General features: G+C 58.6%; 13 protein-coding genes and 1 pseudogene. 8 read left to right on the top strand and 6 right to left on the bottom strand.

Annotation, left to right across the window (positions count from 1 at the left end):
- The first annotated feature begins 84 nt into the window (after positions 1-84).
- Positions 85-489, top strand: a complete 405-nt coding sequence (locus tag DESUT3_RS05445; RefSeq protein ID WP_221251436.1) for a GFA family protein — start codon at positions 85-87, stop codon at positions 487-489.
- A gap of 49 nt (positions 490-538) precedes the next feature.
- Here DESUT3_RS05445 and DESUT3_RS05440 read toward each other — a convergent pair.
- The 5 genes and pseudogenes from DESUT3_RS05440 to DESUT3_RS05420 form a co-directional block, all read right to left on the bottom strand.
- A pseudogene (locus DESUT3_RS05440) lies at positions 539-1790 on the bottom strand (ISL3 family transposase).
- Between the two features lie 239 nt (positions 1791-2029).
- Complete coding sequence (locus DESUT3_RS05435; RefSeq protein ID WP_221251435.1) at positions 2030-3499, bottom strand: sensor domain-containing diguanylate cyclase; 1470 nt, start codon at positions 3497-3499, stop codon at positions 2030-2032.
- Positions 3500-3620: 121 nt separating this feature from the next.
- Positions 3621-4454 carry a transposase gene (locus DESUT3_RS21290; protein ID WP_221251434.1) on the bottom strand — a complete coding sequence of 278 codons (834 nt, stop codon included), beginning with the start codon at positions 4452-4454 and terminating at the stop codon, positions 3621-3623.
- Positions 4455-4539: 85 nt separating this feature from the next.
- Positions 4540-5696, bottom strand: a protein-coding gene (locus DESUT3_RS05425) for an IS3 family transposase (RefSeq protein WP_221248485.1) whose coding sequence is annotated in 2 segments (ribosomal slippage) — positions 4540-5447 and positions 5447-5696 — 1158 coding nt in all. Because the reading frame shifts where the segments join, the coding sequence is not laid out codon by codon here.
- A gap of 285 nt (positions 5697-5981) precedes the next feature.
- Positions 5982-6182 carry a hypothetical protein gene (locus DESUT3_RS05420; protein ID WP_221251433.1) on the bottom strand — a complete coding sequence of 67 codons (201 nt, stop codon included), beginning with the start codon at positions 6180-6182 and terminating at the stop codon, positions 5982-5984.
- Positions 6183-6959: 777 nt separating this feature from the next.
- On the opposite strand from DESUT3_RS05420, the gene DESUT3_RS05415 reads away from it, so the two are divergent.
- Positions 6960-7715 (top strand): cytochrome c3 family protein, encoded by a 756-nt coding sequence (locus DESUT3_RS05415; RefSeq protein ID WP_225911685.1) that lies wholly within the window; start codon positions 6960-6962, stop codon positions 7713-7715.
- An 88-nt stretch (positions 7716-7803) separates the two neighbouring features.
- Positions 7804-12216 (top strand): PKD domain-containing protein, encoded by a 4413-nt coding sequence (locus tag DESUT3_RS05410; RefSeq protein WP_221251432.1) that lies wholly within the window; start codon positions 7804-7806, stop codon positions 12214-12216.
- Positions 12217-12314: 98 nt separating this feature from the next.
- Here the strand turns inward: DESUT3_RS05410 and DESUT3_RS05405 are convergent, their stop codons facing one another.
- The gene (locus DESUT3_RS05405) at positions 12315-12695 is read right to left on the bottom strand and encodes a response regulator (protein WP_221251431.1); all 381 of its coding nucleotides are present in this window, start codon (positions 12693-12695) and stop codon (positions 12315-12317) included.
- Positions 12696-13429: 734 nt separating this feature from the next.
- On the opposite strand from DESUT3_RS05405, the gene DESUT3_RS05400 reads away from it, so the two are divergent.
- The 5 genes from DESUT3_RS05400 to DESUT3_RS05380 all read left to right on the top strand — a co-directional run bounded on the left by DESUT3_RS05400 (position 13430) and on the right by DESUT3_RS05380 (position 23196).
- Positions 13430-14185, top strand: a complete 756-nt coding sequence (locus tag DESUT3_RS05400) for a cytochrome c3 family protein (protein WP_225911685.1) — start codon at positions 13430-13432, stop codon at positions 14183-14185.
- Positions 14186-14273: 88 nt separating this feature from the next.
- The gene (locus DESUT3_RS05395) at positions 14274-17705 is read left to right on the top strand and encodes a cytochrome c3 family protein (RefSeq protein WP_221251429.1); all 3432 of its coding nucleotides are present in this window, start codon (positions 14274-14276) and stop codon (positions 17703-17705) included.
- Positions 17706-17993: 288 nt separating this feature from the next.
- A complete protein-coding gene (locus DESUT3_RS05390) occupies positions 17994-20366 on the top strand; it encodes a hypothetical protein (protein WP_221251428.1) in 2373 nt (790 codons plus the stop codon).
- Between the two features lie 344 nt (positions 20367-20710).
- Positions 20711-22066, top strand: a complete 1356-nt coding sequence (locus tag DESUT3_RS05385) for a cytochrome c3 family protein (RefSeq protein WP_221251427.1) — start codon at positions 20711-20713, stop codon at positions 22064-22066.
- A gap of 2 nt (positions 22067-22068) precedes the next feature.
- The gene (locus tag DESUT3_RS05380) at positions 22069-23196 is read left to right on the top strand and encodes an NHL repeat-containing protein (protein WP_225911632.1); all 1128 of its coding nucleotides are present in this window, start codon (positions 22069-22071) and stop codon (positions 23194-23196) included.
- Positions 23197-23206: the final 10 nt, after the last annotated feature.

The following is a 23206-nucleotide window of genomic DNA, read 5'->3' as shown; positions in this document are numbered from 1 at the left end:
AGGGCCAGTTTCTGAGATCAAAGGGGCGATTGATTTGATCTGAGTTTATAATGGTTGGCAGAACCCCCAATACAGGAGCATGCCATGACCAGAACCTACCAGGGAAGCTGTCACTGCGGCGCGGTCCACTTCGAGGCGGACATCGACCTCGGGCAGGGCACTTTCAAGTGCAACTGTTCGATCTGCATCAAGGGGAGAAACTGGCTCGCCATGGTCAAGCCCGAACAGTTCCGGCTGCAGTCGGGCGAAGCCGACCTTACCGATTACCAGTTCGGCCGAAAGGTCATCCACCACCTGTTCTGCCGCCGCTGTGGCATCCGCGCCTTCGGCTGGGCGGACGCCCCGGAGTTCGGCGGCAAGTCCTACGCCGTCAACCTGTTGTGCCTTGACGACCTCAACCCCGAGGAGTTGCTCGCCGCCCCCGTCAGCTATGTGGACGGACGGAATGATAACTGGCAGTCGCCACCGGCGGAGACAAGCCACCTATGATTCGACCTTCGGCCTGCCCGCCGAAAATATCTCCCGAAAGAGAGGCTCGTCAGCAGAATCTATGGGTGACCTCCTGTTCGGGAAGCTCACCAAGTGTATGATATAAGACAAATCTTAAGACTTCGAAGTTGCGAAAACCATAGGATTTTCGCCAGGTCACTTCGCTTTGTTGCTTAAACCCTCAACGGCCCCCAGGGCGATCTGCTCTTTTGCTCGAAACCAGTTGAGCAGCAGCGCCCGGTGAGAGCGCAACATCTTGGCAACCTGCTTCATCGGCTGGATGCGGGAGCGCATGGTACGCCGGCACCAGTCATCGAGGAACGTTCCGGCCCAAACCGCCCGTTGAAACTGCCAGAAATGCTGGAAATCCCACTTGAGCAGTTAGGCTTGGATCGTCTTGAGGTTGCAGGCCAGAAGCTCCTTGAGTTTGACGCACTGCCTCTAGCTCAGGCTCTTGGGGCGGTTGAGAATGCACCAGCGACTGCGGGTGAGAACCGGCTGCTCTCCCTTGGCCTTCAGTTCCCGGGTTTCCTGGGCACGAACCTTATCGAGAGCCTTGTTCCTCTGGCTTATGATATGAAACCGATTCAGGATGTGGAGGGATTGCCCGGCAACCTCAGCGACTACCCGTAGGTAGGGCTTCCACATGTCGCTGTAGATGAACCTGAGTTGGGCGGTTCGTGCTCTGCCGAACGCCTTGAAGAACTGCCGCAGCATCTTCTGGATCCGCTCCTTGCCAACATACAGCAACCGTCGGCAGCCGGCGTCGACCTGGTAAACGAGAGTGAGGTACTTATGCCCCTTCTTCCAGGCGATCTCGTCGATGCCGTTCGCGGTGACGCTCTCCAGATCGCGATGCGCCAAGCCCCAGGCGACGGCCATCTTGTCCGAACGGAAGACGTTGTCCCAGGTGATCTGGAAGGCTTCTCCGACCTCCTACCTGGACAGGCGCCGCCACAGCGGGCCAGGAACAAGGCATAGGTGGTGGCCAAATGGTTCTTGCCTTCGGCCCAGGGAACCGTCTCTACCTTCACGCCGCAGCGCGGGCAATCGACCCGGCGCATGGCATAGATGAAAAAGACGGCGATGCCCCACAGCGGAAGGAACTCAAAACGTCTGGCCGGCATCGTGTCGTAGCCGGGGGAGCTTCGCCCGCAACCCGAGCAGATCGGCCGGCTGCCGTCCCGGGGCCGAATATCGATATCAAGGACCGTGGATTTTCCCGGTTCCCGCCAGCGGGACGAACCGTAAGCAAAACCTCTATGCTTCTGGATTTGATTCAGGATCGATTTGACCAGCATCCCGGTTCCCTCCGCCTGGTTATGGGTTAGTCTTGGTCGACGTCCATAATGCGTGACATGGAATCGGGATGCGTTATTTTCAGCAACCGATTGGCTGCTCAGCCCCCTCACAGCGGGGGGAATTTACCCACAAATTCTGCGGAAGAGCCTCAAAAAAGAGAAAACACTATTGGGGGTCCGAGGCAATTTTGTGCGATATAGGCGGGGAAGGAGACTACTAAAACAGTGGGAACAAAATATTATGCACTTACGACAACACAATTTTTCCCATTTAGTTTGGCTTGGAGCATAGACTGGTCGGCGGATTCAATGAGCAGACTCGAAATCCGTTCATCTGGCTTCGGGCGGAAGGCTGCCACTCCTAGGCTGAGAGTAATTTTAATCAGATTCCCTCTGCAATCAAAAATATGCTCTTGCACAAGATTCCGGATACGTTCGGCAATTCTTGCAGCCTCCACGAGGTCCGTCTCAGGCAAAACGACGGCAAACTCCTCCCCTCCATAGCGAGCCAAAAGATCATATTCGCGAATAGCCCTTTTGGTAACCTGACATAGCTCTCTCAAGATGGCATCCCCAACTTGATGACCGTAGGAATCATTAAGAGGCTTAAAATTGTCAACATCCATTAGAATCAAGCTAATAAAGCAGCCCTGCCTGGCGGCTCTTTGAACTTCCTGCGAGAGAAACTCTTTAAAAAACCTATGGTTGTATGCCTTAGTTAACCCGTCCACATTTGCGAGGGCCTGGAGTTTGAGATTTTCATTCTCCAACACCCTGGCCTGTGCCAATGCCTGATTATATTCCTTTTCCAGTTCGTGAATTCTGGATAGATGCTTGGCATTGATCTGACCTAAACGAAGAAGAGACTTTTGAAGCAAGTCTTCATTAGACAACTTCGGCCTTCTACGGATGCCAAAAATTTCTGCCGTTTGCTCCACTTCATTCCCGATTTTTTTAAAAAAATCGTCTGGTTCAAAATTCTCAATTCCAAGTAATTCGCTCGTTAGTCCAACAAACCGATCTACAGTTGGTCTTGATGCCCTCGCAATCCATATTCCCGCAGCAAATTCCCCAAGAAAAACTAGATCAACCAACATTTTCACCCCAGGCTCCCCCCCCCGGAGAGACTCAGGTGACGTGTGATATCGCATGACCGTAGTCAAAAACCTTGGAAGATTCCATACTTCCCCGACCTCAGCGCCTAACTCGCCATGATCCTCCTTAGATAATCCGTCCCAAAACACGGCTTGTTGCCCACCAGAAAAGGATGAATCTAAAATGTCACACCCAACAGCCCTGGAAAACCTCTCCACTAGGAAGACCTCACCAATATTGGCCAATAAACCAGAAAGAAAAACCTTTTCCTGCTCAACGCCCTGAATCAATCTGGAAAGGGAAGCTGTCGCGACAGCAACGGCAAGAGAACGTTCCCAAAACCGGCGGTGAAAAGTGGAATTTCTCCCACACCATTGCTCCGTCGCCACCAGATAAAAGGATAAAACCAAACTTCGGACAGCTTCGGTCCCAAGGATCATTACCGCTTGCCTGACTGTGCCCACCCGTCTGGGAGAACCCCAAATTGGAGAGTTTGCAAATTGAAGCGTCTTGCTGGCAAGGGAAGGGTCACGGGAGATGGTAAATGCAATTTCCTCAATCCCAGATCCCGCATCGCCCGTTTGGGCTAAAATTTTCTGAGCCACTGCGGGCAAGAGGGGGAGTCTTTGCCGATTTGATTTTATTGCACCCATCATTCACCCGCAATAAATTATTATTATACGCTACGCTTTTAGTACACTTAAATTTTCACAGTCATACTGGTTGTTTTTCAAGTTACTTGGCTATTGTCTCAGGTATATGATCACAAAGAAATCTAACAATCTCTTCAGATATTTTTCCTTTATTGTTATATCTATATTCTATTTCTTTATAAAAAAGTGGAAACTTATTCGCAGAAACTCCTACGCATAATCGTTTAGCTACGTACCGCCAAAAATCATGCAATTCCTGGTGAAATTTAACCCTAGAAAATTCAATACTGTCAAAATTTTCATGATCAAACAAACCATAAAAAAAGATACTATGATAATTCTCAAAGGAACTGGAATAGATTAGGTTATTTCGTCTAATTAGTCTTAGGCCTAGACTTAAAACATCTTCAACAGTGAGACACGGTAGGTATTCTGAGATAATCTGATCACCATTTTTGATAGCCCCAAAAACAGGAGGAAACGTTTCTTTGGGGGCATTCTTCCATGATCCGATTCTGTGACTGGCAGCACTGGTTTCTATATTAGAGGCCCACTGCTGCCAATTATGAGAGTGCGATAAAATGGATAAACGAAGATGAGTAACAGCTTTATAGGCAGTATTATAGGATATCTTGAGAGATTTTGCAATTCCAAGGATGGAACATTCAGACTCAAAAAGCCCTATTATCTTAATCCACTGAAGGCAAGACAAGTTGCATTTATTGATCCACCTTCCAGTGAAATCGTGAAAGGTGTACCCACACCCTTTGCATCTGTATCTTTTATCTAAAAGTTTATATATCTTACGTTCGCTGCATCTTGGGCAAATACGTTTTTTGCTATTCCAACACTCCTTACTGAGAAGCCTTTTCGCTGCTGCTTCGGACTTAATTTTCTCAATCTGCCTACAGTCCATCCCCCCCCCTTTAACTTTATTTTTAAATGCTCATATTTTTTTATAACTCCTCTACATATTGTTCAATTAGGTTAAAGTGAAGTGGTCAACTATTTCCGGACAGTAAAATAGGATTTTTTTCCGCGACAGCAGGAGCACGCCCGCCATTTCTCTGATGGGGGCGGTACCAGTTGTAATAATCCATAAGATATCGGCCAATATCCTTTTGGGCCTCATCGAAAGATGTGTAACCGGCTGAAGGCATCCATTCACTTTTATAGCTGCGAAACACACGCTCCATCGGTGCGTTGTCCCAGCAGTTGCCCCGCCGGCTCATGCTCTGTTTTATCCGATAACGCCATAAGCGTTGGCGAAATGATTTGCTGGCATATTGACAGCCTTGATCTGAGTGAAACGTCACAGCCGTAGGCTGCCCGCGCAACTGGTAAGCATGGTCAAGTGCCGCAATAGTTAAATCGGCATCGACTTTTTCAGACAGACTCCAACCAACGACTCGGCGGCTGTACAGATCCAGGATCACGGCGAGATATATCCATCGCCCTTGTGCCCAGACATAAGTGATATCGCCACACCAGACCTGGTTTGGCTGCTGAACATCGAACTGTCGATCTAAGTGATTCGGTATGTCCGGCCTCTCAACTTTTGCCACTTTGTAGGCGGGTGGCCTGGGTTGTTTACTGACGAGATTAGCTTCTTTCATCAGCCGCCGAACTTTAAAGCGCCCGACAATTTCACCGTCTTGGCGTAGCTTGCTCATAATGCTTCGGCTGCCTGCGGACTGGCGACTTTTGTTGAATATTTCAGTAGCTTTAGCGCGCAACCGCAAACGCTCGACATCAATTTTTTTGCGGCGATCCCGATAGTCGTAATAGCTCGAACGGGGAATTTCCAATAATGAACACAGCTGCTGGACGTTTCCATGCTCCCTTAAGTGGTCGATCAGCGCGAAGATTTTAGATCGTCCGACATTAAGAGAGCGGTAGCCTTTTTTAGGATCGATTTCTCTCTTTCCAGTTTTCTGACTTGTTCCTCTAGCTCTTGGATTCGTTGTTGCTCGGGTGTCAACGCCTGTGCTTTCGGTGTCACTCCGCCATATTCGCCCTGAAGCTGTTTAACCCAGCGGCTCATGGCCGTTGACCCGACACCTGTCGCACGACAGGCTTCGGCTATTGAATAGCCCTGATCCACAACAAGTCCGGCGGCTTCGCGTTTGAACTCTTTGGTAAAGGTCCGTCTTCCCATAACTCTGAACACTCCTTGAAGGTGGCTCAATATACCACCTTAGTTGGTGTCCGGGGTTAGTAGACCACTTCAAAGCCAAACAGACAAACTTTAAAAAGCGACATTAAATGGAGCTAAGCCCGGATGGCAAGCATACCCTTTATATAGTCATTTTATAAAGTATATTTCCCGCAGGAAGGGGGGACACCGCCTTCCTGCAACTACTGGCAATGGTGAAACTTTGACTAGACTTATATGAACTTTTTAAAAATTTGTCAAACCTAAGATTTAAAATAATTCCATATCTCACTCACCATCTGGCACAAATTTAATTGATATCCATGTCGCATTGCTACCTAAACTTCGCAATTCAAATCTGGCTCCCCAGCAATAACTGAAGATCCACCACCACCACCTAAGTGACTGTTTTTTCGTTCTTTTCATGGATACTGAAAACAACATTTCCCCGACCAACAAGGCATCTTCCTTGCCAACCGTATCCAGCATCGATATCCCACCTTTATACTGCTGCAAATACTATTTCGCATACCCCACCGCACCACACCGCTAATTAGCAATTCCCCATGTTAAATTCCTTGTCCAAATTGTCTCTATCCTTTTTTTGGAAAAAATTTAATCTTTTCGACATGTAATTTCTCATCACATTCCGAGTACTTAATAAGGGTTTTTGGTCATTTTTTATATATATATTTTTTGTTTTTTTCTACTGTTTTCGGTTCGTTGTTCCTTGTCAATCCATGAACATTACCCCGCTATTATTAAGCCGAAAGTTTGATTATTAAATCAATATGATGTAGCGTCCCCGTCAAGAAAAATGGTCTACAAACCTGCACTCTATTGGTCTTTTAATTTAGTCACAAATGACTTCATTTTCTTAGATAAGCAATTGGTATTAAATAGAGTTTTTTCTTTAGTCAGATTCCAGCTTTTAACTAATCCGCACCTGGCTTGATTCAAAAGTCCGCTAGCCCCAAAAGATAAATCCTAAACAAACTGCAGGATCAGAATTGAACCGCCTTTAGTTTTTTTAGCGAACAAAATTCCGGCATAACGGACAATTTTCTGGCCTGGAAATCAACTTTAGTCCTTTTCAATCTATTTTCACGGCATTTTTCCGAGGGGCCGCGTCAAGCGGACCTGCCACCCCCTCGGGACCGATGCGGAAAGGAGGGAGGCTCATATTTTCGCAAGCGGGCAGACCGGACCCAATAGGTCCGTATCATCAACCTGGTCGATTTCAAAGGGAGGTACAACGTGAAAAACATGAAGAGGCTTCTGCTCAGCGCCCTGCTGCTCACCCTGACCGCCGCGCCCTCGCTGGCCGGCACCGCGCCCGGCACCGGGGTCGTCGGCTCGCTGCATGACATGAACACCATTTCCGGGGCCACCGACGACCCGCAGGCACGCGTCTGCGCCTTCTGCCACACCCCGCACCATGCCATGGCCGACCCCACCGGCGAGCAGCAGCCGCTGTGGTCTCACCAGTACACCAGCTATATCAGCAACTGGACACCCTACGCCTCGCCCACTTTTCAAGGCGGAGATAATTGGATTGATCCGCTCATGGGCCCCAGCCGCCTGTGCATGAGTTGCCATGACGGCCTGGTCGCCGTCGACCAGCACTACGGCATGGCCGGCACCAAGACAGGGCTCGGCGGCGACGGCTGGGGCGGCCGCGACATCGGTCTGGCCGACGCGGGCGGCAACGCCGACTTCAGCAACGACCACCCGATCGGCTTCAGCTACAACGACGCCCAGACCAACGACATCGGCCAGGGCCTGTTCGCCGCCTCCGGCCGCCAGTTCCTCAGCAACACCAACAACGCGGCCCTCACTGTCGAGGACGTGCTGCTGTACGGCGACATCATGACCTGCGCCACCTGCCACGACGTTCACAACAAGGACAACGCCAACAACACCGCCGCTCCCGGCCGCAACTACTTCGTCTACGCGCCCCAGGACAACTCGGCCCTGTGCCTGACCTGCCACAACAAGGGCAACGGCGTCGACGAGTTCTAAGCGGATGCAAAAACCTTGGAGGCGGGGCGGCTTCGGCCGCCCCGCCGCAGGTTAAGCGGAGTAAATCTCGAAAAAAAGGAGTGAACGTATGTACAGGCAATTACTCACAGCACTGACCTTGCTTCTTGTGCTGCCGAGCTTTGCGCAGGCCTGGTTCGTAAACGCAAAGGCGGCAGTGTCCAGCCAGGGGGTCGTCAGCCCCTCGGGCAACAAATACTATGCGACGGGCGTCGACAGCGTCGAATACGACGTGGTGCCCAGCGCCGGCTTCGCGGTCAGCCGCGTCACCGTCGACGGCGCCAACGTCACCCCCAACGCCAACGGCAAGTACGTGGTGCCTTTCAACGGCAAGTCCTGGCGCTACCTGGTAGCTTACTTCGCCGGCGACACCATCGACATCACCGTCAGCCCCGGCCCCGGCGGCGCGATCCGCGAGGACACCTACGAGTCGCTGGTCAACATCCCGGCCGGCGCCACCCGCGCGCTGATCATCTCGCCCAACTACGGCTACCAGATCGACACCTATAGCGCCCCCGGCGCCGCCTCCGACGTCCTCAACGCCAACGGAACCCGCACCGTCACCTTCACCAACCTGCAGGCCGACCAGAGCGTCTCGGCCACCTTCAAGCTGGCCCCGGTGGTTTCGGCCAACGCCGGCTCCGACGTCAAGACCACCGGTGAAGGCGCCGCCTACGCCGCTACCCTCGACGGCGGGCTGAGCACCAGCAACCAGGGCGCGATGACCTATGCCTGGAGCGGCACCGGCCTTTCCTTCGGCACCCCCGCTGCGGCGCTGACCACCGTCTATGCCGACGCCCCCGGGCTTTACCTGGCCACCCTGACCGTCACCTCCGGCGGCACCGTCGCCACCGACACCGCCCAGGTCACCGTTCAGTCCCGGGTCAACTACGTGCAGGCCGAGTGCGCCGTCTGTCACACCGCCCGCAGCCCCGAGGCGCTGTCCTTCTACGACGCCTCCTCGCACAAGGCCTCGGCCCACGGCCCGGTCACCTGCAAGTCCTGCCATGACCCGGCCGGCACCAACGGTCACTACATCGCAAACCCCTACGGCGACAACGCCAGCGGCTGCGCCGTCTGCCACAAGTACTACGCGCCGGGCGCCCAGTATCCCGGCTCGCCCGAGGCCAACTACAGCATCTACGAGTCCGATATGGCCACCCTGCGCGAGCCCCACGGCGGCGGCACCGTCCTGGTGCAGGCCCAGTACCTCTCGGCCAACGCAGCCTGCGCAGACTGCCATGCCAACCATGACAACACCATCAACGCCGAATACGGTCACTCGGGCCACGGCGACGTCCTGGGCGAAGGCTGGATGCACTACGACTGGTCGGCCTCCAACCGCGCCTCCTGCCAGCGCTGCCACAGCACCACCGGCTTCATCAACAACGTGACCGGCTCCACCACCGCCGTCGCCCCGATGGAAGTGCTCTCCTGCAAGGGCTGCCACACCGAGCTCTCCACCGGCGCCCTGCGCGCCCCCGGCGCCTACACCGCCACCTACTCCAACGGTGCCACCCAGCAGTTCCCCGACGTGGGCGCCTCCAACCTGTGCGTGCGCTGCCACGGCGCCCGTGAAAGCGGCGACAGCATCAAGCTGAGCACCGCCAACTTTGGCAACACCGGCTTTATCAACTCGCACTACCTGGCGGCCGGCAGCATGATCTTCGCCGGTGGCGGCTACGAGTACGAAGGCCAGAACTACGACGTCGGTCTGCATCAGACCATCGGGACCGGCAACATGGCCGGCACCGACGGGCAGGGCCCCTGCGTGGTCTGCCACATGGGCACCGACACCGCCGACCACACCTGGGAAGTCGTGACCAAGGACGATGTGACCGGCGCAGTCACCGCCGTCAACAGCAACGCCTGCGCTCAGTGCCACGGCGCCATCCCCCCCGCCTCTCTCGATGCCGTCAAGGCCGACCTGCACGCCGCGCTGGATAATCTCAAAACCGCGCTGCAGGCCAAGGGAATCTACTTCTACCCCGCCCACCCCTACTTCTTCAAGGACGCCAACGGCGACGGCACCTTTGATCCGGCAACCGAGGCGACTTCCGCCAACGCTATCAAAGACTGGACCCTCGGCGGGACCATGGACGGCAAGGACGTGATGGGCGCCGCCTTCAACTACAACCTGCTCGAGCACGACCCGGGCGCCTACGCCCACAACAAGCAGTACGCGTTCATGCTCGTCGCCGACTCCATCGACTACTTGGCCGACGGCGTGATCGACCAGTACGCCCTGGTCGAGAACGATAATCTCTACCCGGCGGTGCCATCTTCGCCGCTCCCTGGCCATGCGGAGCCCTTCGCAAAAAAGTACGAATCTAACTACTGCGGCACCTGCCATACCGGCACCCTCAGTGAGTGGACTGTCAGCCGTCACGCCACCGGCGGGCCGAGCAGCGCCATTTATCGGGGCACCACCGACCCGGCTCCCAACGACTACGTCGATGCCAACGGCAACCGCATCGTACGAAGCTGCGCTTCCTGTCACGCGCCCAACCTCGAGGTGCGCGACGACTTTACCGGCGACCTCAACGACACCACAGTCAGCGTGCCCGGAGCCATCGGCTGCACCGGCTGCCACGGTGACGGCGTCAGCTACCAGGCCTCGGTGGAAGGCTGCGGAATTTGCCACTTCTACCCCGAGCATCACGGCATGCCAGCATCGCCGAACACCATCCCAGAGAAGGTGGCGGTTTCCAAGCACAACATCACCACCGAGGCCGGGCACACCTCCACCAACTGCCAGCGCTGCCACACCCTCGAGGGCTACCTGGGCTTCGCGGCAACCGGCCAGGACTTCGACATCAGCAGCAACGGCAGCTTCACCGGCGTCACCGCGATCAACAACGTCAGCTGCGCCGCCTGCCATGACCCGCACACCTCGGCGCTGCGCACCACCGGCGACTGGAACGTCGGGTCGACCCAGTACAACCTCTGCACCAGCTGCCACAACCTGACCAACGAAGCGGGCCAGGTCGTCGCCTCCGGCCTGCTGGTCAGCGACGTGCAGACCGCCAAGAAGCAGCAGCACTCCAAGGACTGGTATCGCAACATCGCCAGCACCCACTACGACCTGCCCACCACCGGCGTAACCGGTTCGTCCTCGACGGTCCAGGCGCTTGGCAACATCATCGAAGGCTACGTGGTGCGCAAAGACCGCGACTCGGCCTGCACCGACTGCCACGGCCACGAGCTGCGGACCAACACCGGCAGCGTCGCCGGTTCGGCGACTACCCCACCCAGCGGGTTCACCATCCACACCGACTGGGCCGGCTCGGCCCATGCCGGCGGCCTGCTGAGCAAGAAAGTCGCTACATTTGCAGCACAAGGCCACTCCCGCACCGACGCCAACGCCGCCGCCATCATGGCAGTCGGGGTTCTCGACGAAGCGCTGGGCAACGCCTGGGCTCACTACAACTGGGATGCCGGCAGCCGCGCCAGCTGCCAGCAGTGCCACACCGCGACGGGTGCCGCCAACTTCCTCGACGCGGCCGCTTCTCTGGCCGATGCGGACCCGGCCAACGACGTCACCTACAATTCGGCCAACAACGACTTCAGCCACCTTGCCGGCTGGAGCGCGGCCACGGGCTCTGACCAGAGCGAACTGCTCTACTGCTGGGGCTGCCACAGCAGCGTCGAAAGCGGCGCCCTGCGCCACACCGGCCCTATCACCCTCGGTTACAACGTCAACGGCGCCGCCAAACAGCTGACCGCTCCGGACGGCAACAGCGCGGCCTGCCTCTCGTGCCACAGCGGCCGCGGCAACGCCGAAGCCATTACCGGGGCCGCGACCCTGGCCAATCCCGCCGCTGCCGCAGTCTCCAGCCCGGGGACCAAGTCGCACTACCTGGCCGCCGGCCTGACCATCAACCAGGCGGCAGTTAACGCCGGCTACACCTTCGGCCGCCCGGCCGAGGACTATGCCGACCCGGTCTACTACGCTCACAACAGCCTCGGCTGCGCCGAGTGCCACATGAGCAGCGACCGCAGCCACAGCTTCAACGTGGTGAGCAAGGACGCCGCTGGCGCGATCCAGCAGATCACCTCCACCAAGTGCGTGGAATGCCATGACGGCGAACACGGCTTTGCTTTTGTGGCCGCCGACACCACGACCGCCCACGGAGATTTCACTGCCGTAGGGGCCGCCGCCGCCCTGGAAGAAGAGGCCGAAGGGTTCCATGACGCCCTCGAACTTCTCGGCGACGTGTTGGACGCTGCCGGAACAGTCCGTCAGTCCAATTACCCCTACTTCGGCGGCACTCCTGCCAACCAGGGACATTCAGGCGCCATGTACAACTACAGCTACCTGCACCACGAGCCGGGCGCCTACGCCCATAACCGTTACCTGGCCAAGCGCCTGATCTTCGACTCGCTCGACTGGATGGACAACCAGGTGCTGGACGGCTCGATCACCTTCGATCCGGCGGCCTATCCCCACGCCGCAACCTGGCTGGGCATGACTCGTCCGTAACTTCAAACCAAAAGGGCCGGCCGTTTTTAACCGGCCAAGAGAACGCAAAAGCCCCCGCCGATGGCGGGGGCTTTTGCGTTCTCTTGGCCGGGATTTTTTCAGCCCTGCCCCACAAACTCCTCGATCGTGCTGTAGAGAGCCACTACCCGAAACGGCTTGTCGAGATACCTGTCAACTACCTCGTCCTGGGGGTCTTTCCTGCAATCACTCCGCCAGGCATCGGCGAGGGCGATGATGGGAATCCTCGGTTCCAGGCCGGATTCCACTGAGCGGATCGCCTTGACCATCTCCCATCCCCGCCCACGGGGAATCTGCAGATCGGCCACCACCACGTCGAAACTCCCCTTTCGCCAAAGCCGCAGCGTCCGGTCACGGTCCTGGGCCGACACCACCGACCAGCCCCTATAGCGCAGAACCCTTTCCAGCATCTCCTGCATCGACCAGTCATCCGCGAGTACAAGAACTCTCAACACCCCCATGCCCCCCTCCCCCGCTAAATCAGTTTCTGATTACCAATACCTTCAAGATCCAGGCGTTTTTATTATTTTAATTAAAGGAAAAATTGTCAACATTTTAAATGCTTAATTTTAAATTCCAAAACTTGACTATTCAGATTCTGGGTTCGCCAAATTCCAAGCATCCTCACTGCTTAAGGTTTAATCACGGTTTCCTAGGAGGGACCTGCCAATCTTTGCAGAGGGCTGACAACGCTTAAAGATCCCATCAAAACCTTAATTTTACAGGCCATTTTCTAATCATACCCTGACTTTTTGTTAGCCCAAAGGATTGACCTTCTTTTCTCTCGAATGATAATTCTCCTAGTTGACATGAGGTAATACCAACGATTTACAGCACAAATCCAGGAGCAAATGCCCCATTGGCAATTCCCTCGACATTTATGTTTTTATTTTCTTAATTAGCCGAAAAGCTATTGCGATGGGAGGGATCAAGGCGTCCCGGCAAGAGTTTCCGGTGGCCTCGAACCGCAAACCGGGAATCCGCCGGCTTGACCCCGCCCCCACGTTTTCACCACCAACGCTGTCAACCTGATGAGGCAGCATTTTCCGAGGGGCCGCGTCAAGCGGACCTGCCACCCCCTCGGGACCGATGCGGAAAGGAGGGAGGCTCATATTTTCGCAAGCGGGCAGACCGGACCCAATAGGTCCGTATCATCAACCTGGTCGATTTCAAAGGGAGGTACAACGTGAAAAACATGAAGAGGCTTCTGCTCAGCGCCCTGCTGCTCACCCTGACCGCCGCGCCCTCGCTGGCCGGCACCGCGCCCGGCACCGGGGTCGTCGGCTCGCTGCATGACATGAACACCATTTCCGGGGCCACCGACGACCCGCAGGCACGCGTCTGCGCCTTCTGCCACACCCCGCACCATGCCATGGCCGACCCCACCGGCGAGCAGCAGCCGCTGTGGTCTCACCAGTACACCAGCTATATCAGCAACTGGACACCCTACGCCTCGCCCACTTTTCAAGGCGGAGATAATTGGATTGATCCGCTCATGGGCCCCAGCCGCCTGTGCATGAGTTGCCATGACGGCCTGGTCGCCGTCGACCAGCACTACGGCATGGCCGGCACCAAGACAGGGCTCGGCGGCGACGGCTGGGGCGGCCGCGACATCGGTCTGGCCGACGCGGGCGGCAACGCCGACTTCAGCAACGACCACCCGATCGGCTTCAGCTACAACGACGCCCAGACCAACGACATCGGCCAGGGCCTGTTCGCCGCCTCCGGCCGCCAGTTCCTCAGCAACACCAACAACGCGGCCCTCACTGTCGAGGACGTGCTGCTGTACGGCGACATCATGACCTGCGCCACCTGCCACGACGTTCACAACAAGGACAACGCCAACAACACCGCCGCTCCCGGCCGCAACTACTTCGTCTACGCGCCCCAGGACAACTCGGCCCTGTGCCTGACCTGCCACAACAAGGGCAACGGCGTCGACGAGTTCTAAGCGGATGCAAAAACCTTGGAGGCGGGGCGGCTTCGGCCGCCCCGCCGCAGGTTAAGCGGAGTAAATCTCGAAAAAAAGGAGTGAACGTATGTACAGGCAATTACTCACAGCACTGACCTTGCTTCTTGTGCTGCCGAGCTTTGCGCAGGCCTGGTTCGTAAACGCAAAGGCGGCAGTGTCCAGCCAGGGGGTCGTCAGCCCCTCGGGCAACAAATACTATGCGACGGGCGTCGACAGCGTCGAATACGACGTGGTGCCCAGCGCCGGCTTCGCGGTCAGCCGCGTCACCGTCGACGGCGCCAACGTCACCCCCAACGCCAACGGCAAGTACGTGGTGCCTTTCAACGGCAAGTCCTGGCGCTACCTGGTAGCTTACTTCGCCGGCGACACCATCGACATCACCGTCAGCCCCGGCCCCGGCGGCGCGATCCGCGAGGACACCTACGAGTCGCTGGTCAACATCCCGGCCGGCGCCACCCGCGCGCTGATCATCTCGCCCAACTACGGCTACCAGATCGACACCTATAGCGCCCCCGGCGCCGCCTCCGACGTCCTCAACGCCAACGGAACCCGCACCGTCACCTTCACCAACCTGCAGGCCGACCAGAGCGTCTCGGCCACCTTCAAGCTGGCCCCGGTGGTTTCGGCCAACGCCGGCTCCGACGTCAAGACCACCGGTGAAGGCGCCGCCTACGCCGCTACCCTCGACGGCGGGCTGAGCACCAGCAACCAGGGCGCGATGACCTATGCCTGGAGCGGCACCGGCCTTTCCTTCGGCACCCCCGCTGCGGCGCTGACCACCGTCTATGCCGACGCCCCCGGGCTTTACCTGGCCACCCTGACCGTCACCTCCGGCGGCACCGTCGCCACCGACACCGCCCAGGTCACCGTTCAGTCCCGGGTCAACTACGTGCAGGCCGAGTGCGCCGTCTGTCACACCGCCCGCAGCCCCGAGGCGCTGTCCTTCTACGACGCCTCCTCGCACAAGGCCTCGGCCCACGGCCCGGTCACCTGCAAGTCCTGCCATGACCCGGCCGGCACCAACGGTCACTACATCGCAAACCCCTACGGCGACAACGCCAGCGGCTGCGCCGTCTGCCACAAGTACTACGCGCCGGGCGCCCAGTATCCCGGCTCGCCCGAGGCCAACTACAGCATCTACGAGTCCGATATGGCCACCCTGCGCGAGCCCCACGGCGGCGGCACCGTCCTGGTGCAGGCCCAGTACCTCTCGGCCAACGCAGCCTGCGCAGACTGCCATGCCAACCATGACAACACCATCAACGCCGAATACGGTCACTCGGGCCACGGCGACGTCCTGGGCGAAGGCTGGATGCACTACGACTGGTCGGCCTCCAACCGCGCCTCCTGCCAGCGCTGCCACAGCACCACCGGCTTCATCAACAACGTGACCGGCTCCACCACCGCCGTCGCCCCGATGGAAGTGCTCTCCTGCAAGGGCTGCCACACCGAGCTCTCCACCGGCGCCCTGCGCGCCCCCGGCGCCTACACCGCCACCTACTCCAACGGTGCCACCCAGCAGTTCCCCGACGTGGGCGCCTCCAACCTGTGCGTGCGCTGCCACGGCGCCCGTGAAAGCGGCGACAGCATCAAGCTGAGCACCGCCAACTTTGGCAACACCGGCTTTATCAACTCGCACTACCTGGCGGCCGGCAGCATGATCTTCGCCGGTGGCGGCTACGAGTACGAAGGCCAGAACTACGACGTCGGCTACCACCGCAGCGTGGGCATGAGCGATGCCTACGGCACCGGCATCGGCGGCCCCTGCGTGGCCTGTCACATGGGCACCGACATCGCCGACCACACCTGGGAAGTCGTGACCAAGGACGATGTGACCGGCGCAGTCACCGCCGTCAACAGCAACGCCTGCGCTCAGTGCCACGGCGGCCTGACTCCTGCCATTCTGCAGGATTCGGCTGACGATTTCCACACCGCCCTCGCTGCTCTAAAAACCGCCCTTGAGGCCAAGGGGATCTACTTCTATCCCGCCCATCCCTATTTCTATACGGCTCCTTACGTTGTCGACGGAACCAACACTGCATTCCGCAACTGGGATGGGGTATACCCAGGAATGGGCAAGGACGTAATGGGCGCGGCCTTCAACTACAACCTGCTCGACCATGATCCGGGCGCCTATGCCCACAACCGAGGGTATGCCCTGAAGCTTGTGGCCGACTCCATCGACTTTTTGGCCGACGGCGTCGTGGACGGCAACGGCATCCCGGCGGTCGTGACCGCTACCATCATTGCCGAGGCACTGCCCGGCACCACCCACACCGGCACCGCACTGGCGCAGGGTGGCAACAACTGCACCGGCTGCCATCAGGCTGTTACCGACGTTTTCACCACCAGCCTGCACATGACCCGGCTGGGTAAAGAGACTTTCTACAACCACAGCATCAACGACCCCACTGCAGATCCACAGAACCTGCAGATGGGTTTCGGCAACTTCGTCGATGTCCCCTACAGCAATCTGCCCTGCGTCGATTGCCACAATGCCGCCATGTGGACTGACCCCGTCACGGGTCAGGACACCTGGCCCGGCGACCCGGTCTGCACCGACTGCCACGACAAGGCCGATCCGGCCCAGGTGGCTGACGCCAACTGCAAGGGCTGCCATGCCCGACTTGGAGCAGAGGCATCCATCGGCCTGACCGACGTACACAGCGCTATGAGCTGCAAGGCCTGCCACCCGCAGAGCGATGTGCACGGCTCCGGCAGCACCCCGCTCACCATGTTCGATGACGCGATTTCGGCCAAGTGCGAAAACTGCCACAGTCCCGCAGGACTCAGCACCACCCCCGAACACAACATGCACAAGGATGACATTCACTGCTCGACCTGCCATATGCAGTCGGTGGTAACCTGCTATAATTGCCACTTCGACAACGAGGGCATCGACGACGGCAGCGTGACCCACGCCAAGTTCGCCAGCGCCAAATTCGGTGGTCCTCCCGCCTCCGGCAAATCCTGGCGGTTCCTGGTCAACCGGGTAATGTCCGACGGCTCGACTAAGGTCTACCCCGGCAGCATGCAGTCGCTAGTGGCGGACGTGACCGCTAAGGGCGACGGCCTTGACGACGGCCTGGGCGCCACCTTCGTGGCCATCGCCCCCTACTACAGCCACGCCATCACCCGCGTAGACGCGCTGCGCTGCGCCTCATGCCACGGCACCCAGAAGGCCATTGACCTCTACAACGGCACCGCGGTGGACGTCGTCAAATGGACCGCAGCCCCTGGCGAAGCGATAGCGCCCACAGCAATGGGTACCACATGGCAGGGGCCCCAGGGGGTAATCCCCGTGCCCGAAAACCCCTACCTGCTGAACTTCGACTTCGTCGACGTAACCAACCCGGCCGCCCCTTACAATTCAGCGACCGGCAACATCGGCAGCCCGCGGGTGCTGTTCAAGAACGGTGCGGACACGATCCACATGCCGAATGCCTGGGTCACCCCGATGACTCCGCTGCAGATGCAGAAACTGGCAACTCCGCACTAACCGCGCGGAACAACCACCTCAGGCGGTGCGCAAGCACCGCCTGAGCCAGTCGTCTTCTCGCCCCCGCCCCTTCGGCTGGGGCTTTTTTTCTCCCAAATTCCGATTATCCCCCCCGAAAAAGTTCACGCCCCGACACATCAAATTATTGTTCTTTAATTTTGCTTTGATAATGTCCTATTAGGCATGCCCTCTTTTTGTATCCTTCAAAGGCTAGGCAAACGCCGCATCTGCGGCGCAAAGAACTTGTTCGCCCGGAGGGGTCACAACCAGAAAAGGAGGGACTTCCCCATGTTTCGTACTTCACTTTTCAAAAAGGCCGCCATTGCCTGCCCCCTGATCGGCTTGCTGTTGCTGCTGGCCGGGGCGCCGGCCGCCCAGGCCTGGTTCGTCAACGCCAAGACATCCTCCCCCGCCGAACCCGGCAGCGTTACCCCGGCGGGCAACACCTATGTGGCAGGGGCCACGGGAACCAGCGCCCAGGTCACCGTCGCCCCCCAGAGCGGCTTCCAAGTCGCCCGGGTCACCCTCGACGGCCAGAACATCGCCCCGGCCCAGGCGCCGCAGAGCCCTTCGACTCCTTCGGTCTACGTGGTCCCCTACAACGGCAAGGCTTGGCGCTACCTGGTCGCCTATTTCGAGGTCGTCGCCGGAAACCTCGAAATCTCGGTCACCCTCGGCAGCGGCGGGGCCTGCAGCGAAACTGGCGGACGGTCCTTGAGCGGCATCACCCCAGGGTCGGATCGCACCCTGCTGTTCAGTCCCCATAACGGATACCGCGTTTCAACCATCACGGCGCCCAATGCGGACCTGGTCGATAACGGCAACAGCACCTGGTCGGCGACCTACACCAACCTGCAGGCCAGCCAGGGCGTTTCGGCCGCCTTCGAGCCGATTCCCCGGGTCACGGCCCACGCCGGGCCGGATGTCTATGCCCAGGGCAACGGGGCCGCGTTCCCCGCTTACCTTGACGCCCGGCAGAGCAGCAGCAACCAAGGGCCCATCGTCTACGCCTGGAGCGGGCCACCCGAGCTAGTTTTCGCCACGCCGAACGCCAAAATTACCGAAGTCTATTCCGACACCCCGGGGGTCTACACGGCCACCCTCAGTATCACATCGGGAGGTTACACCAGCACCGACTCGGCCCTGGTCAACATCCCCGCGCGCGCGGCGTTTCTGCAAGGATACTGCACCCCCTGCCACGTCACCAGGGACGCGGACGTGACGGCTGCCTACGGCCTCAGCAAGCACAAGACCACCGGCCCCGGTAGCACCATGGCCGTCTGCCAGGCCTGCCACGACCCGACCAGCAATGGCCATTACAGCATCGGGCGCCCCACCGGCGTCTGCCAGCCCTGCCACGCCAACGTGCCGGGCTCGACCCACGCCACCGCCGAGATGGCGGACCTCTGTCTCGATTGCCACAACCCCCATTCCACGGCGGTCACCGCCGTGAATATCGCCAACCATTTCGACGGCGTTTTCGGCACCGGCGCCCAGTATGTTTCGCAAAATGCCGCCTGTCCCGACTGCCATGCCGACGGCAGCTTTTCGGCCAATTCGCAGATCCTCGATGACTTCGCCACTTCGGGCCACGCCAGCACCAGCAGCCCAGCCTGGATTGCGGGCCCTGTGTTCGACTGGCCGGTTCGGCCGGTCTGTCGAAACTGCCACAGCACCCCGGGCTTTATCGAAAAAGTCACGGGCACGCCCACACCCGTCACGGCCGGCCAGCCAGGGCAGATTCTCGCCTGCAACGCCTGCCACCTCAGCGTGGCCACCGGGGAAGTCCGGGTGCTTGACCCCGTTACGGTCTCGTTCCTCAATTACAACATCACCCTGTCCCCGTCGAACACTTTTCCAAACCTGGGCCCGTCCAACGTCTGCGTCAATTGTCACAGCGGCAGGGCCGGCGGCAGCACCATCGCATCTTCCACTGCCGATTTCTCTAATTCGAGCGTCATCGATCCCCATAAGCTCGCAACCGCCGCGGTCATGTGGAAAGCTGGCTACCAATATGCCGGCCTGAGCTACCAAAACCCGGTCCTGTTCGCCCACCCAGGGATCGGGGTCGGTAACGGCGGCCCCTGCGCCAGCTGCCACATGAACCTGGGGAACAGTTCTCATACCTTCAGGGCGACGGAAATAAACCCCGCGACCGGCCTGATCACCTCGGTCTCTCCAGTCTGCGCCTTCTGCCATCTGCAGGCGATGAGCCCCGAGGGCCTGAGGGCCCGCAAGCAGGGGTTCAGCAACGCCCTGAACGCCCTCAAAGCCCAGCTGGCCGCCAGGGGGATCCATTACCATGACAGCTTCCCCTATTTCTTCACCGCGCCGTATGTCGAGGGGGCCGGCAACACGCCGGTCACCAATTGGAACCAGCCCTATCCCGGCCGCGGCAAGGACCTCATGGGGGCGGCGTTCAACTTCAATCTGCTCGCCAACGAACCCGGCGCCTACACCCACAATAGCGTCTACACCAAGCGTCTGATTTTCGATTCCATCGACTTTCTCGACAACGGGGTACTCAACGGCATCATCGACATCACTTCCCTGATGCTATCGGCAGGCTACTCGGCAAGCGACGCCGCCAGTGCCGCCACCTACCTCGACGGCAGCCTTTCCGCCCCGGGAATCCAGCGTTACCCCGACCCGCCGTTCTAATCGACCACGTTACACCCAGTTCCTGTGTCTATAGCCCCCGGCCCGCGACGGGGGCTTTTTTTCGCCCAGCGAGCCGACCTTCGGGTCTAGGTATCACCGCAGGCAGGGAAATCCACGCGCTGGACAGGGTGAGGATGCCTGTGTGAACCCGAATTGCGTCCGAAAGGGGCAGAGCCATTTGGATTTTTACAAATGAGGCCTGTCAAAGCTTCAATAACAGGCTCGTCTTTGATGTCGAATTTGTTTACAGAACTCAAATAGACACGTATTTTAATGGACGTGTAACTTTTTCCAATGCATGGGACCAAAGATGCAGGACGGTACAAGCTTTTTGGGGGGGCCGCATGAAATTGTCCCAGCTGTTTCTCATTGTTGCAATTGTTTATTTCCCCAGTTCCGCAGCCTTCGCCCAATCCTGCCTCACCGACACCTGCCACAGCCAACTGACGGAGTTCAAGGCTCCGCACTCACCCTCTGCCGATGGCGACTGCCTGGCCTGCCACCGGCAGACGACGAATGATCACCCCCGTCCGGGGGGTAAAACCTTCGAACTGATCCAAGAGGGAGCCGGCCTTTGCCGCCAGTGCCATCCCTTCATTGCTGAGAAAAAGTTCGTGCACGCCCCGGTGAAGCAGGGACGATGCCTTGCCTGCCACCAGCCCCACGGGGGTGCTGACCGTTTTCTGTTGAATGACCGGGACGATGTTTCGTCCCTGTGCCTCGGCTGTCATCCCGATACGACAAGGCAGGGGGGGAACATCCACGGCCCGTTTGCCTCAGGGGCCTGCAGCCAATGCCATTCGCCGCACGATTCGGAACAGGAGGGACTCCTGCGTCTGCCTCCGCGTCAGCTCTGCCTGCGATGCCATGCCGACTTTGCCCGGGAACTGCGGGAGGCGCGGATAGTTCACCCGCCGGTTACCGATTCGCCCTGCACCTCGTGCCACGCGCCTCATGCCTCGGAGGCCGGGTTTCTGCTGAACGAGAGCATGCCCGAACTGTGTATCGGCTGTCATGGGGAGATCGGGCGCATTCTTGCCGAGGCGGTCCACCAGCACGGCCCGACGCGCGACGCCAAGGGCTGCGGCAACTGCCACAGCACCCACTTTTCACAGACAAAGGGGCTGCTGCCCCTGCGGGAAAAAGACCTCTGCTTCGAGTGCCACAGCAGGGGCAGGCTGGGCGAACCGGCCCTCGAAGCCATCGAAAAAGAGCTGAACAAGGCCAAGGTTGCCCATGGCCCCCTGCAGGACGGCAAATGCGCCCCCTGCCACAACCCCCACGGGTCGGATCACTTTCGCATGTTGGTCGATCACTTTCCGGAGCCGAGCTATTTCCCCTATGACGCGACCGCCTACGCTCTGTGCCTGCGCTGCCACGACCAGGGGATGCTGCGCCAGGAAGAGCAGGAGCCGCCCACTCGATTCCGCGACGGCGAGCGGAACCTGCACGCGGTTCACTCGGCTGACCGGCAGAAGGGGCGCAGCTGCAGGTTCTGCCACCCCCCGCATGTCAGCGACTCGGCCAAACTGATCAACACCGACGGGGTCGCCTTCGGCGAGTGGAAGATACCGATCCGGCTCCAGCTTTCACCCGCGGGGGGGAGTTGCGCCCCGGGCTGTCACAAACCCCTCAGCTACAACCGGGAAAAACAGGAGAACCCCTGGAACCGTCAACAGGATCTTTTCAAAAGGAGATGAAAATGCGTATCGCAGGCAAGACCGGCTGGACGACGTTTTTGGCATTTCTGACCCTGCTTGCCCTCCAGGGGTGCAGCACGGCCCCCAAGGTCGGCTCAGAAGCGGTGTTCTTTCCGCCGGCGCCGAACCCGCCGCGCATCCAATACCTGACCAGCATCAACGATTCAACTGACATCCAGGGTAAAAGCAGCCAGTTTTCCCTGGTCGCCTTCGGTGGCCAGGACACGGAGAAGCTCAAGGGCCTTTACAAGCCCTACGGAATTCTTTCGCACGGCGGCAAGATCTACATCTGCGATATCGGCGCGGGCAATGTGATCATCATCGATCCCGCCGAGAAAAAATTCGATTTCCTCAAGGGGAACTACAGCCTGGGCAAGCTGAAGAAGCCGGCTAACGTCGCTATCGACAAGGAAGGGCTCATGTATGTGGCCGATGCGGCGCGAAAGGAAATCGTCGTGTTCAATCCGCAGGGGGACTACGTCACGGCCTTCGGCAAGAGCCTAGCGATGAAGCCGGCCGACGTCGCGGTGGATGACGACATCCTCTACGTTCTGGATATTTCCCAGCACGAGATCAAACTGCTCGACCGCAAAACCGGGGATTACCTGCGCAGCATCGGCAGAAGGATCGACGGCCAGGACGGCATTGCACTGGCCACCAACATGTGCTTGGACAAGGACGGCTTCATCTACGTCACCAATCTCGGCTCGGGCAAGGTGCTAAAGATGGACCGGGACGGCCACATCCTGATGACCATGGGGCAGCTCGGCGATTTCGTGGGGCAGTTCGCCCGGCCAAAGGGGATCACCGTGGACGACAAGGGACGCATTTACGTGGTGGACAACGGCCACCAGAACGTGCAGATTTTCAACTCCCAGTCACGCATCCTGGCCTTCTTCGGCGACCCGGGCCTGCCCAAGGGGTCGCTCAACCTGCCGATCGGCATCACCGTCACCACGGACAACCTCGATTTTTTCCGTAAATACGCCGACCCGTCCTTCGAACTGGAGTCCCTGATCCTGGTCGCCAACCAGTACGGGGAGAGCAAGATCTCGGTCTACGGCCTCGGCCACCGGGTGGGCGAGGAACCCGGCTCCGACGTACCGGAAACAAAGGAAGCTGAAAAGTAAGGAAGGCGCC

This window comes from Desulfuromonas versatilis (assembly GCF_019704135.1).
GTDB lineage: Bacteria > Desulfobacterota > Desulfuromonadia > Desulfuromonadales > NIT-T3 > Desulfuromonas_A > Desulfuromonas_A versatilis.
The sequence above is the reverse complement of the archived record's forward strand: the minus strand, read 5'-3'. Positions and strand labels throughout refer to the sequence as shown.

Bases quoted from the DNA above. Each gene is read 5' to 3' on its own strand.
- DESUT3_RS05445 (WP_221251436.1), top strand. From the start codon at position 85: ATGACCAGAACCTACCAGGGAAGCTGTCACTGCGGCGCGGTCCACTTC.
- DESUT3_RS21290 (WP_221251434.1), bottom strand. From the start codon at position 4,454: ATGGACTGTAGGCAGATTGAGAAAATTAAGTCCGAAGCAGCAGCGAAA.
- DESUT3_RS05420 (WP_221251433.1), bottom strand. From the start codon at position 6,182: ATGCTGGATACGGTTGGCAAGGAAGATGCCTTGTTGGTCGGGGAAATG.
- DESUT3_RS05415 (WP_225911685.1), top strand. From the start codon at position 6,960: ATGAAGAGGCTTCTGCTCAGCGCCCTGCTGCTCACCCTGACCGCCGCG.
- DESUT3_RS05410 (WP_221251432.1), top strand. From the start codon at position 7,804: ATGTACAGGCAATTACTCACAGCACTGACCTTGCTTCTTGTGCTGCCG.
- DESUT3_RS05405 (WP_221251431.1), bottom strand. From the start codon at position 12,695: ATGGGGGTGTTGAGAGTTCTTGTACTCGCGGATGACTGGTCGATGCAG.
- DESUT3_RS05400 (WP_225911685.1), top strand. From the start codon at position 13,430: ATGAAGAGGCTTCTGCTCAGCGCCCTGCTGCTCACCCTGACCGCCGCG.
- DESUT3_RS05395 (WP_221251429.1), top strand. From the start codon at position 14,274: ATGTACAGGCAATTACTCACAGCACTGACCTTGCTTCTTGTGCTGCCG.
- DESUT3_RS05390 (WP_221251428.1), top strand. From the start codon at position 17,994: ATGTTTCGTACTTCACTTTTCAAAAAGGCCGCCATTGCCTGCCCCCTG.
- DESUT3_RS05385 (WP_221251427.1), top strand. From the start codon at position 20,711: ATGAAATTGTCCCAGCTGTTTCTCATTGTTGCAATTGTTTATTTCCCC.
- DESUT3_RS05380 (WP_225911632.1), top strand. From the start codon at position 22,069: ATGCGTATCGCAGGCAAGACCGGCTGGACGACGTTTTTGGCATTTCTG.